The following is a 12,651-nucleotide window of genomic DNA, read 5'->3' on the forward strand; positions in this document are numbered from 1 at the left end:
CGGCACTACTTCCCCGCGAGCTCCGCGACGATCGGAGCGAACCGGTCGGCGAAGTCGGCCCCGAAGACGAAGTAGGAAAAGCCGATCTCCTCGCGCCGCCGCTGGATTTCCTCGGCGGCGGCCGCGGGGTCGTCCGGGAGTACGGTCATCGCGTCAGCCGCGCGCAGAGCGGCGGTATCGGTGTCGGGACGCGCCATGTGTGGCGCGACAGTGTCGCCGATGACCGGCACGGCGAGCGCGAGTTCGACGCGCCCCTCGGTACGGAAATCCCGTGCCAGCTGCTCGACCTCGCCCCGGGGCTGATCCCCCAGCACGAAAGTGACGGTGTCCGCGACTTCGGCGGCCAGCGCGCGGGCCTTCAGCCCCATGACGGCCATCGCCACGGGCGTGTGCCGGTCGGGGCCGTCGAAATCGCGCAGCCGCCTGACGGTCTCACGCACCTGTGCCAGCCGCTCGCTCCGCGCCGGCACGTCGGGCACTCCCTTCTCGCGCAGCTCGTCCTCGATTCCCGGTCGGCCGGTGCCGATGCCCATCTCGAAGCGGCCGTCGGTCACCAGCGACAGCGAGTGCGATTCCCATGCAGTCAGCCAGGCCGGACGCAGCGGGGAGGCGTAGACCCAGCTGCCCACGCGCAGGTCGGTCACCGCGGCGACGGTGGCAAGCATGGGCCCGGGCGCCGGTTGCATCAGCGGGAAGTCGGGCATCAGCAGCGTCGAGTAGCCGCTGTCGGCAATGCGCCGCGCCCGGTCCAGCCACGTCGGCAGGTCGGTTCTGAGCGGGGCAACGACACCGAATCGAAAAGGTTTGGTCATGCCTGCTTCGACGACGGGTCCGCCCCGGATTCATCGGTACGCGGCGCTCATTCCATGAGCTGCGCCGCCACGGTCGCGCCGAGTTCCCAGCAGGCTTCGAGATCGTTCTTGGCCGGTTTGCCCGACACCACCACGTACTCGGCGGCCTTCACCCACCCCAGCCCGGTCGTGATGGCGGTGACGCCCTTCTCCGCGCCCTCGGTGCCCTCGTTGCCGTGCAGGTAGAGCCCGAACGGACGCCCGCGCGTCGAATCGAGGCAGGGGTAGTACACGACGTCGAACGCGTGCTTGAGGGCGCCACTCATATAGCCGAGGTTGGCCGGGGTACCGAGCAGGTACCCGTCCGCCTCCAGCACGTCGGTCGGCGACACGGCCAGCGCCGCGCGGCGCACGACCCGCACGCCCTGGATCTCCGGATCGGTCGCGCCGGACACCACGGCCTCGAACATCGCCTGCATGAACGGCGAGGGGGTGTGGTGGACGATCAGCAGGGTCGGCACGGGTCCAGGCTAGTTGCGGTATCACCCGAAACGGGTGACCGGATACCGTACATCGGTGACCTCCCGATCGCGCCTGCCCCGGCTGCCCGACCTCGCACCATCCGCGGATCCTCGCCGCGGCTACTCCCAGCAGGAGATCCTGACCGGACTGCGGCAGCTGATCCTGGACGGGAACCTGCCGCCGGGCACCGGATTGCCGCTGCGCGAATTCGCCCAGCGGTTCGACGTCAGCCCGATTCCGGTGCGGGAATCGCTGCAGACCCTGATCGGCGAGGGGTTGATCGAGCATCGGCCGAACTTCGGCTACACCGTGACCCGGCTGACCGCGGCCGAGCTGCGCGAGCTGTATGTGGCGCGCGAGCGCCTGGAGTCCGCGGCGCTGGCCGCGGCGGTACACCGGGCCGGGCCGGAGGATCACCGCATCGCCAACGAGGCGCACGCCCGGCTCGAACAGGCTGTGCTGCAGGACGATCCGGCCGCCTACCACCGCGAGACCCGCAATTTCCACCTGGCGCTCACCCGACCGTCGGGCATGGCCCGGCTCGTGCACATGCTCGAATACGCCTGGAACATCACCGAACCCGTGCAGCCGATGGTGCACACGACCACGGCGGACCGGGTGGTGCTGCAAGCCGACCACAGCCGCCAGCTGGCAGCATTCCTGGCCGGGGACGCCGAGGAACTGCTCGCGGCGACCGAGGTGCACCACTCCCGCATCAACGGCGTGGTTGCCGGATTGCCCACGGACCGGGGGCTTTTCGCCGAGACCGACAAGCCCGAGGACGAGTAGAGCCGTCATCGCGCCGCTGCCCCCACGGGGCCGGGTGGCGGCCCGACGCCAGGAGTCGTGCCCCTGGCCGAATGAGGCCCGCGCACAATGCGGCTGCAATCCGCTCACTCGACCAGCGTGGCCAACGTGTCCCATTCATCCAGCTCGGCAAGCTGATTGGTCAGCTTGGCGCGGATCGCGGTGACGGCGTCCCGTCCCAGCGGCAGCCGCAGGGGCGGGTTCGGGGATTCGACGGCGGCGACGATGCGCCGTGCCGCCTCGACCGGGTCACCGTAGACGCCGGCGTCGAGACCGGACAGGCGCTCGTGGGTGCTCGCGACGCTCGCGGCGTAATCGGGGTGACGCACGGGCGTATTCGCCAGCGCCCCCACGAAATTCGTGCCGAACATGCCCGGCTCGACGATGGTGACGCCGATTCCGAGGTGGGCGACCTCCTTGGCCAGCCCCTCGCTCATACCCTCGACCGCGAACTTCGTGGCCGCGTAGAGGCCCAGACCCGGTGAGGGAGAAGCGACTCCGGCTGTCGAGGAGATCTGCACCAGGTGGCCGTGCCGCTGCACCCGCAGCACGGGCAGGCAGGCGCGGATCACATTCAGCGATCCGAAGACGTTCGTATCGAACGCCTCTCGCACCGCACGGTCGGGAATCTCCTCCGTCGCACCGAAGATCCCGTAGCCCGCGTTGTTGACGACGACATCGAGGCGGCCGAACTCCGCCGCCGCACGCGCCACCGCGTCGCGCGCCTGCTCCGCGTCGGTGACATCCAGGGCCACGACGAGCACGCGATCGGGATGAGCCGCCGCGAGCTCCCGCAGCGCCGCGGCGCGCTCCGGGCGGCGCGCGGTCGCCACCACCCGACCTCCCTCCGCAACCACCGTCCGGCTGATCTCGAGGCCGAATCCCGATGACGCGCCGGTCACCAGCCACACCCGATCCATCTCCATTGCAAGCTCCTCAACAGGCCATCTTTTCGATACTGATCGTACAGTATCGAAACTGCTACACTGTCGCAATGCCAGCACAGAACGGTGGGCGCGGACCGGGACGACCGCGCAGCGAGCGATCCCGCCGGGCGGTCCTGGACGCGGCGGGCGAGCTGCTGACCGACCGCGGCCTCCCCGGAATGACCATGGACGAGATCGCCGCGCGCGCCGGGGTCAGCAAGAACACCATCTACCGCTGGTGGCCGACCAAGGCGGCGGTGGTGATGGACGCCTTCACCGATGCCTTCGCGGGGCGGATGGAAGCGCCCGCTCAGGGAGATGCCCTGACCCGCTTACGAATTCAGGTCCAGCGCGTGGCACGGCTGATGAACACCCCCGAGGCCCGTCGCCCGTTCGTCGCCCTCGTCGCCGCGGCGCAGCACGATCCCGAACTCGCCACAGCGCTACGGGAACGATTCATTGATACCCGACGCGCCGGAGTGATCGAGCTCATCACCGCTGGCATCGAGGAAGGCCGGCTCGCGGCCGACACCGACGCCGACATCGTCATCGATCTGATCTACGGCGCCCTCTACTACCGCCTCCTGATCAGCGGCGGCGAACTCGACCCGGCCTACGCCGACCGGCTCGTCGATACGCTGGCGCCGGTCCTGCGCACCTGAACCCGGTCGCTACGCCGCGCCCAGCGTCTCCCGCAATCGACGGCGCCGGCGCCGGAAGCCGAAGGCCGGCGAAAACCGTTGCGCGGGTTCGGAGATGATCGGGACAGCTCCACAATTTCCGTCGAGCGTGGCGATCGTGCCCGTTGCCGCGGCCTGGTCCGCGGCCCGCGGTCCTCGTAGACTCCGGCTATGAGCGATCTTGCTGACTTCGCCCGTCTCATCGGCGGCGATCACGGGCTCTGCGTCGTCTCGACCGCGCGGGCCGACGGCACCGTGCAGTCCACTCTCGTCAATGCCGGTGTGCTGGCACATCCGCAGACCGGTGAACGCATGGTGGGCATGGTGATTCGCGGGGGCACCCGCAAGCTGGCCAATCTGCGCGCGCGGCCGCGCATGACCGTCGTCGCCCGGGTCGGCTGGGAGTGGGCCGCCGCCGAGGGGCCCGTCTGGATCTGCGGACCAGACGATCTGGTGCCCGGCATCGATGCCGAACGGCTGCGCCTGCTGCTGCGCGAGGTGTTCACCGCGGCCGGCGGCACCCACGACGACTTCGAGGAATACGACCGGGTGATGGCCGACGAGCGCCGCGCGGTCGTCCTGGTGACGCCCGAGCGCGTCTACGGGAACCCCTAGCCCGGCTCGCCGACCCGCAACAACTCCGGAAATCCCCCTGGACAACCCGCCGGAATAACCGCGACCGGGCGCCGGTTACGATCTCCGGCATGCAATCGGACCGCAGTCCGCTTAGTCCGCCGCCGATGGCCCCCGCCGACCACCGACACCAGGAGATACCCCTATGACCACCACGACGAGCCCGGCAGAAACGATCGACACCGCCTCCGACGTCCGCATCGGCACGTCCGGATCCGATATCGGCCTGCTGATCCTGCGCGTCGGCTTCGGCGCGCTGCTCGCCGTCCACGGCACCCAGAAGCTCTTCGGCTGGTTCGGCGGCTACGGCCTCACGGCTACCGCCGGGGCCTTCGGGCAGATGGGCTACACCCCGGGCCGGTTCTTCGCGACGCTGGCCGCACTGTCCGAGCTGACCGGCGGCGCGCTGCTGATCCTGGGCCTGCTCACCCCGCTGGGCGCGGCCATCGCGCTGGGCACCATGATCAACGCGATCCACACGACCTGGGACCTGGGCTTCGCGAAGGGCTACGAACTGCCCCTGGTCTACGCCATCGCCGTGACCGCCATCGCCTTCACCGGCGCGGGGCGCCTGTCCCTGGACCACGGCCGCCCGTGGCGCCGGCAGGGCGCGCTCTGGGGCGCCGCGGCCGTCGTACTGGCCGTGGTCGCCGCGCTGATCACCTTGGCCGTCAAGTAATTCGAGAACGCTTCGTCCCCGGTCGCTCACGGCGGCCGGGGACGAAGCCGATCCGGGGGCTCAGCCGTTGGGCAGAATGACCGCGCGCCCGTTGATCTTTCCCGCGTGCAACCGCTCGTAGGCCAGCGGAGCCTCGTCGAGCGAATAGGTCTCGACGTACACGTCGACAGCTCCCGCGCGCGCCAGGTCCAGCACCTCCATCAGCTCGCCGCGGCTGCCCCAGTACGGCGCCATGACGTTCACCTCGTACGGCAGCGCCCCGAACCCGACCGGCAGGGTGCCGCCGCCGAGCCCGACGATCGTCACATCGCCCTCCATCGCCACGCACGCACCGGCGGTCGCCGTAGTCGGGGGCGCGCCGACGAAATCGAAGACCGCCGTCGCGCCGCGGCCGCCGGTCAGCTCCCGCACCCGGGCCCCCGCGCCCTCGTCGGAGATCACCGTCTCGTGCGCGCCGACCGAGCGCGCCAGCGCCAGTTTCTCCTCGCTCACGTCCAGCGCGATCACCCGCGCCGGGCTCAGCGCACGCAGCAGCTGGATGCCCACGTGACCGAGCCCGCCCGCCCCGATCACGACTGCGGTGGCCCCGGGTATCAGCTTCGGCAGCGACCGCTTGATGGCGTGATACGGCGTCAGCCCGGCATCCGTGAGCGGTACCGTCCGCACCGGATCCAATCCATCGAGCGGCACCAGGTGCCGCGGATCGTCGACGATCATGTATTCGGCGATCGCCCCGGGCGCACCCAGGCCGGGCGGGCGAATGCCAAGCTCCGCCGCCCGCACGCAGTAGTTCTCCTTGCCCGCCGCGCACGGCGGACAAGTTCCGCAGCCCCAGGGCCCGTACACCACCACCGCGTCGCCGACCTGGAAACCGGTCACGCCCGCGCCGAGCGCCGCGACGATGCCCGCGCCCTCATGACCGAGGGTCAGCGGCAGCTCGAACGGCACCTGCGGCCAGGACATCACGGCGATATCAGAATGACAGACCCCGGCCGCGGTCACCCGCAGCAACACCTGACCGGGCACCGGCTCGGGATCCGCGACGGTGACGACCTCCGGCGCGGCGCCGAGGGTGCGATATTGCAGAGCCTTCACGAGTCGTACCTCCCTGTGTCCGTGGGAAATTCGGGGCGCCCCGACCTATCCGCGGCTGGTCCGCGAGCTGGGTCGCCGACTCGAACCGCATGACCAGCCCGCGCGGCCAGGGCATCTGCGATCTGGGGTTCCAGAACCGATCCTTCCAGGCTCGAGCGGTCCACGACATCGATCTCGACGACACGACCGCGGGGAAGCACACCGTCCGCGTCTCGACCAGCAGAAACGCGGAGCCACCCCGGGACCCTCCCCACGCGCCATTCACTTGGCCCGGGCCGAACTCCGCTCGGGTGGCGGCTTCACCCTCCGTTGACTGCGCGCAGCACCCGCTCGGCCAGTTCCGGGCGGCAGATAAGCAGGTCGGGCAGATACGGGTCGGGGCGGTTGTAGCGCAGGGGGCTGCCGTCGAGGCGCGAGACGTGCAGGCCCGCGGCAGCGGCGACCGCGGCGGGGGCGCACGAATCCCATTCGTACTGGCCGCCGGAGTGGGCGTAGACGTCGGCGGCGCCGCGCACGACGGCCATCGCCTTCGCGCCCGCCGATCCCATCGGCACGGAGGTCGCCGAGAGGGTCTCCAGCAGCCGTCGCACCCGCGGGGAGGTCCTGCTACGGGAGACGGCCATCCGGATCGGGCCCGGAACCGGCGGGGCGAGCTCGAGCTGTACGCCGGTGCGCAGGACCAGGTCCTCGGCCGGGAGCGCCACCGCACCCACGACCGGCTCGCCGTCTACCGCGAGCGCCACGTGCACGGCCCAGTCGGGGCGGGGCGGCTCGCCGTATTCGCGGGTGCCGTCGAGCGGGTCGACGATCCACACGCGCGAGCGGTCGACGCGGGCGGCATCGTCGGGGCTCTCCTCGGACAGCACCGCGTCGTCGGGCCGGGCCTGTGCGAGTCGTTCCAGCAGTAACGCATTGGACTGCCGGTCACCGGCCGCGCCGCCCTGTGATCGGATGGCCAGCAGCAGTTTGCCCGCCTCCTCGGCCAGCGTGGCGGCAAGTTCATGATCGTCCATACCTACGACCACTACCACACCGTGCTCGCAGCCCGCTCCCAGGCTCGGGGATCATGCTGTGGCATATGGACATCGCAGCGCTGATCACCGCATTCGTGGTTGCCGTTCTGCCGATCGCGCCGACGGAGCCGACGCTGGTCGGACTGGGCGCGCTCGCCGCCGTGCTGCACGTCTCGCCGATCGTGCTGATCCCCGTCGCGGGACTGGGCTGTTCGGTGTCCGATCACCTGCTCTACGCCGCCGGGCGCTGGGGCGGCGCCCGGGTGCTCGCCTGGCTCTCCCGCGGTCGTGCGACCGGCCGCGCGACCGGGTGGCTGGTCGATCGGGCCGAGCGCTGGGGTGTACCGGTATTCGTCGCCGCGCGTTGGCTGCCCGCCGGGGGCAGCGCCGGGGCGGTGCTGGCCGGATCCCTGCGCTGGAGGCTGCGCCGGTTCACCCCGACCTCTGTGATCGGGTCGATGCTCTGGGCCTGCTATGCCACGATGCTCGGCTATATCGGCAGCGCCTTCACCGGCAATCCCCTTGCGGGACTGGGCATATCGCTGATCGTCGCGGTCGTCGTCATGTTGGCGATGCGACCCTTCCTGCACCGGAACGCTACCGGCGCACCGGAAGTCACGGCGGCGGTGGGCGCGACCATATAGGACGACACCGTGTACGACATCACGCTGCCGGACCTCACCGAGCCGATCCTGGTCGCCGCCTGACCGCTCGCCGGCCACAGCCAGTTCGCAAGCGGCCAGCCAGTTCCCAGCGCGCGGCCAGTTCGCGATGTGCTCTGTGCGGTTTGCCGCAAGCTCGCGATTCGCGGCTCGCAGCGAGTTCGCAACCGACACCTACATGCGCTGAAGATCGAACTGCGACAGTAGATTTCACGACCACCACGGAACAGTCCGGGTGAACACAGCACAGGATCGGAGGTGCCCGAATGAGCGTCGCGCCCGCACCGGCCCCCGCCCGGCTGCACCTCCGCACCGGGCGGGTCTTGCTGACGCCCAACCAACGCCTGCCGCACGAGGATTCGTATTCGCCGCCGCCGCGACGCTGTTGCCGTGGGCAATCTGGTCGCTCGGCGAGATCGATCACACCTCCGCCGAGGCGCTCGGATTCGGCCTGTTCATTGTGCTGTCGCGGCTGGCGCTGCTGATGGCGGGCATCGGACTGTTCGCCAACGGCGCCGTGGTCGTACGCCTGGAAGGGATCCGGATCGCCACGATCGTCGCGCCGGCGGCCGGCCTCGGGGCCGCCTTCCTCCGGGAATTCGTCGCCTTCCTCGCCCTGCACCGCCGCACCAACATCGTGCTGAGCATCGCGCTGACCGCACCCGCCGTGCTCGCGGCCTTCGCCTAGCGATCTCGCCCCATATCTGCCGCACCACTGGCGCATCCGCGCACACCGACATATACTCGTCTACGAATAGTGTTAGAGAAACTAGTTTCAATCACACTATGACCAGACAGCGCGATGCACTCGGGAGCACTTCATGACCACCACGACCTCCGTCGAGTTTCAATCCGGCTCGACGATCTCGGCCGACGGCACCACCATCGGCTACCTGCGCGCCGGCACCGGCCCGGCGATGATACTGCTGCACGGCAGCAATCAGTCCGGCCGCAGCCTCTCAGGACTGACTGCAGCACTGTCGGATTCGTTCACCGTCTACCTGCCGGACCGGCGGGGACGCGGCGCCTCCGGTCCGCACCGAGCGGACCATTCGCTGCGCACCGAGGTGGACGACCTGGCGGCAATGCTCGAGGTCTCCGGCGCCGAGCGAGTGTTCGGCATCAGCTCGAGCGGCGTGATCGCCCTGGAGGCGGCGCGCACCCTGCCGGCCATCCGGAAGCTCGCGGTCTACGAGCCCGGACTGCTCCTGGACGATTCGGGTACCTACACCGACTGGGTATCCCGCTTCGATCGTGAACTGGCCGCCGGGCGCGACGGGGCGGCGATCGTGACCTGCATGCTCGGATTCGACCTGGCCCCCGCGGCAATGAAATTCATGCCCCGCCGCCTGCTGGCCGCGTTCATCGATGCGGCCATGAAAAAGGAGGACCGCGCGCCCGCGCCCGGCACGATCACCCTGCGCGCGATGACCCCGACCCTGCGCTACGAGGCCGTCATCCTTGCCGAAAAGGCAGGCAGGCTGAACGATTTCGCCGACCTGCGGACCGACGTGCTGCTGCTGCGCGGCACCAAGAAGGGCCCGGCGTTCATCCGCCCCGCCTTCGACGCGCTGGACCGAGTCCTGCCCAATCATCGCAGCGTCGTACTCGACGGCCTGGACCACGGCTCCCCCGCGGACCGCAGCCAGACGAACGAGGGCGGAGATCCCGCGGCCTTGGCGCCGACTCTGCGCGAATACTTCAGCGAAACCGAATAATCGCCATACTGTGTGGATGAGCGCTCCTCTGCCGGACTGGCTACCGGAGGACATCGACTCCGAAACGCCGAGCGTGGCGCGGATCTACGACTACATGCTCGGCGGGTTCGCCAATTTCGAGGTCGATCGGGCGATCGCCGACGGATTGGCCCGGACCGATCCCGATCTGATCGCGACCACCCGCGCGTACCGGGCGTTCCTGCGCCGCGTGGTCAAACATCTGGTCGCCGAGGCGGGGGTGCACCAATTCCTGGACCTGGGTTCGGGAATTCCCACCGCGGGCAACGTGCACGAGATCGCACACGCGATCGACCCACGGGTGCGCGTGGCATACGTCGACATCGATCCGGTGGCGGTGGCGATCGGACGGCAACTACTGACCGGAGACTCCCGGCTGACCGCCATGCGCGGCGACATCACCCGGATCGAGCCGATCCTGGACGATCCCGCCGTGACCGGACTGCTCGATTTCACAGAGCCGGTGGCCGTGCTGATGCTCGGCGTGCTGCACGTGATCCCCGATCGGGCAGGCCCGCATGCGATTATCGACCGAGTTCGCGAAAGGTTGAGCGCCGGAAGCTATCTGGCTATTTCGCACGGCTGCAACGAGGGCCCGCCCGAGCTCGTGGCAAAGATCAACACGGTGACGCGGTCGACGAGCACCGCGGCCGTCCTGCGCTCGCGGGCCGAGATCGCGACGCTGTTCGACGGATTCGATCTCATCGAACCGGGACTGGTCGACCTGCCCCGATGGAATCCCGACGAGATTCCCGACGACATCCCGGCTACCCTCGCCCTCGGCGGCGTGGCCGGACTCGCGACTCGACCATGATCGCCCGCAAGACGATGGAATGGCCGAGAGGGTGAGTGCATGCGGGCTTTGCTGATATTGATCATCGTGCTGGGAATCGCGGTGGTCGTCGGCGACCGGGTCGGCGTCGTGCTGGCGCAGAACGAGATCGGCCGCAGGGTCGCCGCCGAGTACAACCTCCCGTCCCAGCCGGGCGTCACCATCGGCGGCATCCCGTTCCTGACGCAGGCCGTGAACGGCAGCTACCACGACATCGACGTGCGTGTCGGCACCTGGAGCGACCAGCGGATCTCCGTCCGCGACCTCGATGTCACCCTGACCGACGTCACCGCGCCCCTGGCCGACGTACTCCACAACCGGACCTCGAACTTCGTCGCGGCGACGGCGTCGGCGACGGCCGTGGTTCCCTACGACACCGTCCGCGGCTACGCACCCTCGGGTGTGCAGTCGATCACCAACGGCGCGGACGGGCTGCACGTCACCGGCACGTTCGAGGTCGAGGGAATCTCCGTTCCCGCAACGGTTGTCGTCACCGTCGCGCCGACCGCGAACGGCATCCAGGTCACCCCGGTCTCGGTGCAGGCCGCGGCGGGCGGGCCGTCGATACCGCTGTCGCTGCTGCGCCGGACCCTCGCCTTCACCGTGCCGCTGCAGCAGCTCCCGCTGGGCGCCCAGCTCACGGCCATCCAGCCGGGCCCCGACGGGCTCCAGGTGACGGCGGTCGCACACACAGTGCACCTGTCCAGCGTCTCGTAATCGCCCGCGGGGATTCCTCCGGCCGACTCGTCCGGTCGGCATTCCGCACGGCAGGCCTTGACGCCGAACCACCCTGCGCGGGCGGATCCGCACTCGCCGGGTCTCGCACCGACGGCTCAATCACCTCTTGCTTCAGATGTATCTTAAGATATATCTTGGGATGGTGAGTCCACGACGTTCCGCCGAGGTCGGCGGGCCCGGCTCCGGGCGCTTCTTCGGGCCCGGCGAGCTGCGACTGGCCCTGCTGGCGCTGATCACCGAGCAGCCCGGCCACGGATACGAGCTGATGTCGCGGCTCGAGGATCGGTGCGGCGGGGCGTACCGCCCCAGCGCGGGCGCGGTGTATCCCACCCTGCAGCAGCTCGAGGACGAGGGCTTGGTCGAACTCGAAATCGACAGCGGCCGCAAGGTATTCCATCCCACCGGGCCGGGCCGGGCCGAGGTCGCCGCGCACGAGGAGGGGATCGACCGGATCTGGACCCGGGCCGCCGAGCGCGGCGACTGGGGCATATTCCGCGATCCGGATGCGGCCGAGATCATCGGTCCCGCATTGCGTTTGTTCAAGACCGCCGTCTCGGCGGTCGTGCACTCACACGGCGATCCCGCGGTCGTCGATCAGGTGCGCGACGTATTGGCCACGGCCACACGGCAATTGCACGACATCAAGGCCGAGGCCAAGCGTCTGCATCACGAACACCATCACGATCGTCGCCGCCGCGGTCGGCGGCCCGACTAGCCAACCACCTCACGACGAAGGTAATCCCATGGCGCACACCGGAATTCCCACCCAGTCGGTACCCCACCGCCAGGCGCGCGGTCTCGGCGACCGGCTCCTGGACCGCTTCTTCACCACCGCCCACATCCTGGAGATCGAGCGGATCGCCGCCCGCACCATCCGCCTGCGCCTCGGCGGCCCGGAACTGGGCGGCCTCACCTGGATCCCCGGCCAGCAGCTTCGAATCGCCACCGGCACAGCGGAGACGGGCAACCCACTGGCCCGGATGGGCGAGCTGCGCACGTATTCGGTGTGGCACCACGACCCGGACGCGGGCGAGCTGCACCTGTGCGTCCTGGACCACGGCGACGGCCCCGGCGCACGCTGGGCCCGCACCGCGCAGGTCGGTCAGGAGGTTCGATTCCGCGGCCCCGAGGGCTCATTCACGCTCCGCGACGATGCACCCTATCACCTGTTCGCGGGCGAGGAGACCGCCGCGGTCGCATTCGGCCCCATGCTGCGCGCGATTCCCGAGGACGTCTCCATCCACGGCGCGATCGAGACCGCCACCGCCGCAGACCGTCTCCCCCTTGCCCGCGCCACCGACCTGTCCCGCCCCTTGCGCGGAAGTGCGTCGGCCGCCGGCTCGGAGACGCTGCTCGAAGCGATCCGCGACCTCGCGCTCCCACCCACGCCGGGCGCCGCCTACCTTGCCGGCGAGGCCCGCACCATCCAGATGATCACCAAACACCTGGTCTCCGAGCGCCTCTGGCCCCGCCGTGCCGTTCGCACCAAACCCTTCTGGGCTCCGGGCAAGCGGGGCATGGACTGAGATCTCGGCCG

At 69.7% G+C, this 12,651-nt stretch carries 16 protein-coding genes; 11 read left to right on the plus strand and 5 right to left on the minus strand.

All coding sequences use genetic code 11. From position 1 onward, the window contains the following. Positions 1-5: 5 nt before the first annotated feature. Together ABH933_RS29680 and ABH933_RS29685 are read right to left on the minus strand one after the other, a co-directional pair. On the minus strand, positions 6-812 hold the full coding sequence (locus ABH933_RS29680; RefSeq protein ID WP_429422410.1) for an LLM class flavin-dependent oxidoreductase: 807 nt from the start codon (positions 810-812) through the stop codon (positions 6-8). A 47-nt stretch (positions 813-859) separates the two neighbouring features. Then, entirely contained in the window at positions 860-1,312 is a 453-nt protein-coding gene (locus ABH933_RS29685) for a flavodoxin family protein (RefSeq protein ID WP_429422408.1), read from the minus strand. A gap of 73 nt (positions 1,313-1,385) precedes the next feature. Here ABH933_RS29685 and ABH933_RS29690 point away from each other — a divergent pair, with 73 nt between their 5' ends. Continuing rightward, positions 1,386-2,102, plus strand: a complete 717-nt coding sequence (locus tag ABH933_RS29690; protein ID WP_429422602.1) for a GntR family transcriptional regulator — start codon at positions 1,386-1,388, stop codon at positions 2,100-2,102. A 104-nt stretch (positions 2,103-2,206) separates the two neighbouring features. On the opposite strand, the gene ABH933_RS29695 is transcribed toward ABH933_RS29690, so the two are convergent. Further along, complete coding sequence (locus ABH933_RS29695) at positions 2,207-3,046, minus strand: SDR family NAD(P)-dependent oxidoreductase (RefSeq protein WP_429422406.1); 840 nt, start codon at positions 3,044-3,046, stop codon at positions 2,207-2,209. A 68-nt stretch (positions 3,047-3,114) separates the two neighbouring features. On the opposite strand from ABH933_RS29695, the gene ABH933_RS29700 reads away from it, so the two are divergent. The 3 genes from ABH933_RS29700 (at position 3,115) to ABH933_RS29710 (ending at position 5,038) form a co-directional block, all read left to right on the plus strand. Next, the gene (locus ABH933_RS29700) at positions 3,115-3,708 is read left to right on the plus strand and encodes a TetR/AcrR family transcriptional regulator (RefSeq protein ID WP_429422404.1); all 594 of its coding nucleotides are present in this window, start codon (positions 3,115-3,117) and stop codon (positions 3,706-3,708) included. A 189-nt stretch (positions 3,709-3,897) separates the two neighbouring features. Continuing rightward, complete coding sequence (locus ABH933_RS29705; protein ID WP_429422402.1) at positions 3,898-4,341, plus strand: pyridoxamine 5'-phosphate oxidase family protein; 444 nt, start codon at positions 3,898-3,900, stop codon at positions 4,339-4,341. A 163-nt stretch (positions 4,342-4,504) separates the two neighbouring features. After that, complete coding sequence (locus ABH933_RS29710) at positions 4,505-5,038, plus strand: DoxX family protein (RefSeq protein ID WP_429422400.1); 534 nt, start codon at positions 4,505-4,507, stop codon at positions 5,036-5,038. Between the two features lie 60 nt (positions 5,039-5,098). Here the strand turns inward: ABH933_RS29710 and ABH933_RS29715 are convergent, their stop codons facing one another. Both ABH933_RS29715 and ABH933_RS29720 read right to left on the minus strand, forming a co-directional pair. Further along, the gene (locus tag ABH933_RS29715; RefSeq protein WP_429422398.1) at positions 5,099-6,133 is read right to left on the minus strand and encodes an NAD(P)-dependent alcohol dehydrogenase; all 1,035 of its coding nucleotides are present in this window, start codon (positions 6,131-6,133) and stop codon (positions 5,099-5,101) included. A 299-nt stretch (positions 6,134-6,432) separates the two neighbouring features. After that, positions 6,433-7,146 carry a 3'(2'),5'-bisphosphate nucleotidase CysQ gene (locus tag ABH933_RS29720; protein ID WP_429422396.1) on the minus strand — a complete coding sequence of 238 codons (714 nt, stop codon included), beginning with the start codon at positions 7,144-7,146 and terminating at the stop codon, positions 6,433-6,435. 65 nt (positions 7,147-7,211) lie between these two features. Between ABH933_RS29720 and ABH933_RS29725 the strand changes: the two genes are divergently transcribed. From ABH933_RS29725 to ABH933_RS29755, 7 genes are all read left to right on the plus strand, one after another. Next, the gene (locus ABH933_RS29725; protein ID WP_429422395.1) at positions 7,212-7,790 is read left to right on the plus strand and encodes a DedA family protein; all 579 of its coding nucleotides are present in this window, start codon (positions 7,212-7,214) and stop codon (positions 7,788-7,790) included. Positions 7,791-8,043: 253 nt separating this feature from the next. Continuing rightward, on the plus strand, positions 8,044-8,496 hold the full coding sequence (locus ABH933_RS29730; protein WP_429422393.1) for a hypothetical protein: 453 nt from the start codon (positions 8,044-8,046) through the stop codon (positions 8,494-8,496). A 133-nt stretch (positions 8,497-8,629) separates the two neighbouring features. After that, entirely contained in the window at positions 8,630-9,526 is an 897-nt protein-coding gene (locus ABH933_RS29735) for an alpha/beta fold hydrolase (RefSeq protein ID WP_429422391.1), read from the plus strand. 16 nt (positions 9,527-9,542) lie between these two features. After that, positions 9,543-10,358 carry an SAM-dependent methyltransferase gene (locus ABH933_RS29740; RefSeq protein ID WP_429422389.1) on the plus strand — a complete coding sequence of 272 codons (816 nt, stop codon included), beginning with the start codon at positions 9,543-9,545 and terminating at the stop codon, positions 10,356-10,358. A 39-nt stretch (positions 10,359-10,397) separates the two neighbouring features. Next, a complete protein-coding gene (locus ABH933_RS29745; RefSeq protein ID WP_429422387.1) occupies positions 10,398-11,093 on the plus strand; it encodes an LmeA family phospholipid-binding protein in 696 nt (231 codons plus the stop codon). A gap of 163 nt (positions 11,094-11,256) precedes the next feature. Continuing rightward, positions 11,257-11,829, plus strand: coding sequence for a PadR family transcriptional regulator (locus ABH933_RS29750; RefSeq protein WP_429422385.1), 573 nt, complete (start codon positions 11,257-11,259; stop codon positions 11,827-11,829). A gap of 28 nt (positions 11,830-11,857) precedes the next feature. Then, positions 11,858-12,640 carry a siderophore-interacting protein gene (locus ABH933_RS29755; RefSeq protein ID WP_429422382.1) on the plus strand — a complete coding sequence of 261 codons (783 nt, stop codon included), beginning with the start codon at positions 11,858-11,860 and terminating at the stop codon, positions 12,638-12,640. Positions 12,641-12,651 lie beyond the last annotated feature (11 nt).

This window comes from Nocardia sp. GP40 (genome assembly GCF_050434125.1).
In the GTDB taxonomy this organism is placed as follows: Bacteria; Actinomycetota; Actinomycetes; order Mycobacteriales; family Mycobacteriaceae; genus Nocardia; species Nocardia albiluteola.

Excerpts from the sequence above, each read along its gene's own strand:
- ABH933_RS29710 (WP_429422400.1), top strand. The coding sequence starts at position 4,505 with ATGACCACCACGACGAGCCCGGCAGAAACGATCGACACCGCCTCCGAC.
- ABH933_RS29680 (WP_429422410.1), bottom strand. The coding sequence starts at position 812 with ATGACCAAACCTTTTCGATTCGGTGTCGTTGCCCCGCTCAGAACCGAC.
- ABH933_RS29740 (WP_429422389.1), top strand. The coding sequence starts at position 9,543 with ATGAGCGCTCCTCTGCCGGACTGGCTACCGGAGGACATCGACTCCGAA.
- ABH933_RS29725 (WP_429422395.1), top strand. The coding sequence starts at position 7,212 with ATGGACATCGCAGCGCTGATCACCGCATTCGTGGTTGCCGTTCTGCCG.
- ABH933_RS29695 (WP_429422406.1), bottom strand. The coding sequence starts at position 3,046 with ATGGAGATGGATCGGGTGTGGCTGGTGACCGGCGCGTCATCGGGATTC.
- ABH933_RS29700 (WP_429422404.1), top strand. The coding sequence starts at position 3,115 with ATGCCAGCACAGAACGGTGGGCGCGGACCGGGACGACCGCGCAGCGAG.
- ABH933_RS29745 (WP_429422387.1), top strand. The coding sequence starts at position 10,398 with ATGCGGGCTTTGCTGATATTGATCATCGTGCTGGGAATCGCGGTGGTC.
- ABH933_RS29705 (WP_429422402.1), top strand. The coding sequence starts at position 3,898 with ATGAGCGATCTTGCTGACTTCGCCCGTCTCATCGGCGGCGATCACGGG.
- ABH933_RS29720 (WP_429422396.1), bottom strand. The coding sequence starts at position 7,146 with ATGGACGATCATGAACTTGCCGCCACGCTGGCCGAGGAGGCGGGCAAA.
- ABH933_RS29735 (WP_429422391.1), top strand. The coding sequence starts at position 8,630 with ATGACCACCACGACCTCCGTCGAGTTTCAATCCGGCTCGACGATCTCG.
- ABH933_RS29755 (WP_429422382.1), top strand. The coding sequence starts at position 11,858 with ATGGCGCACACCGGAATTCCCACCCAGTCGGTACCCCACCGCCAGGCG.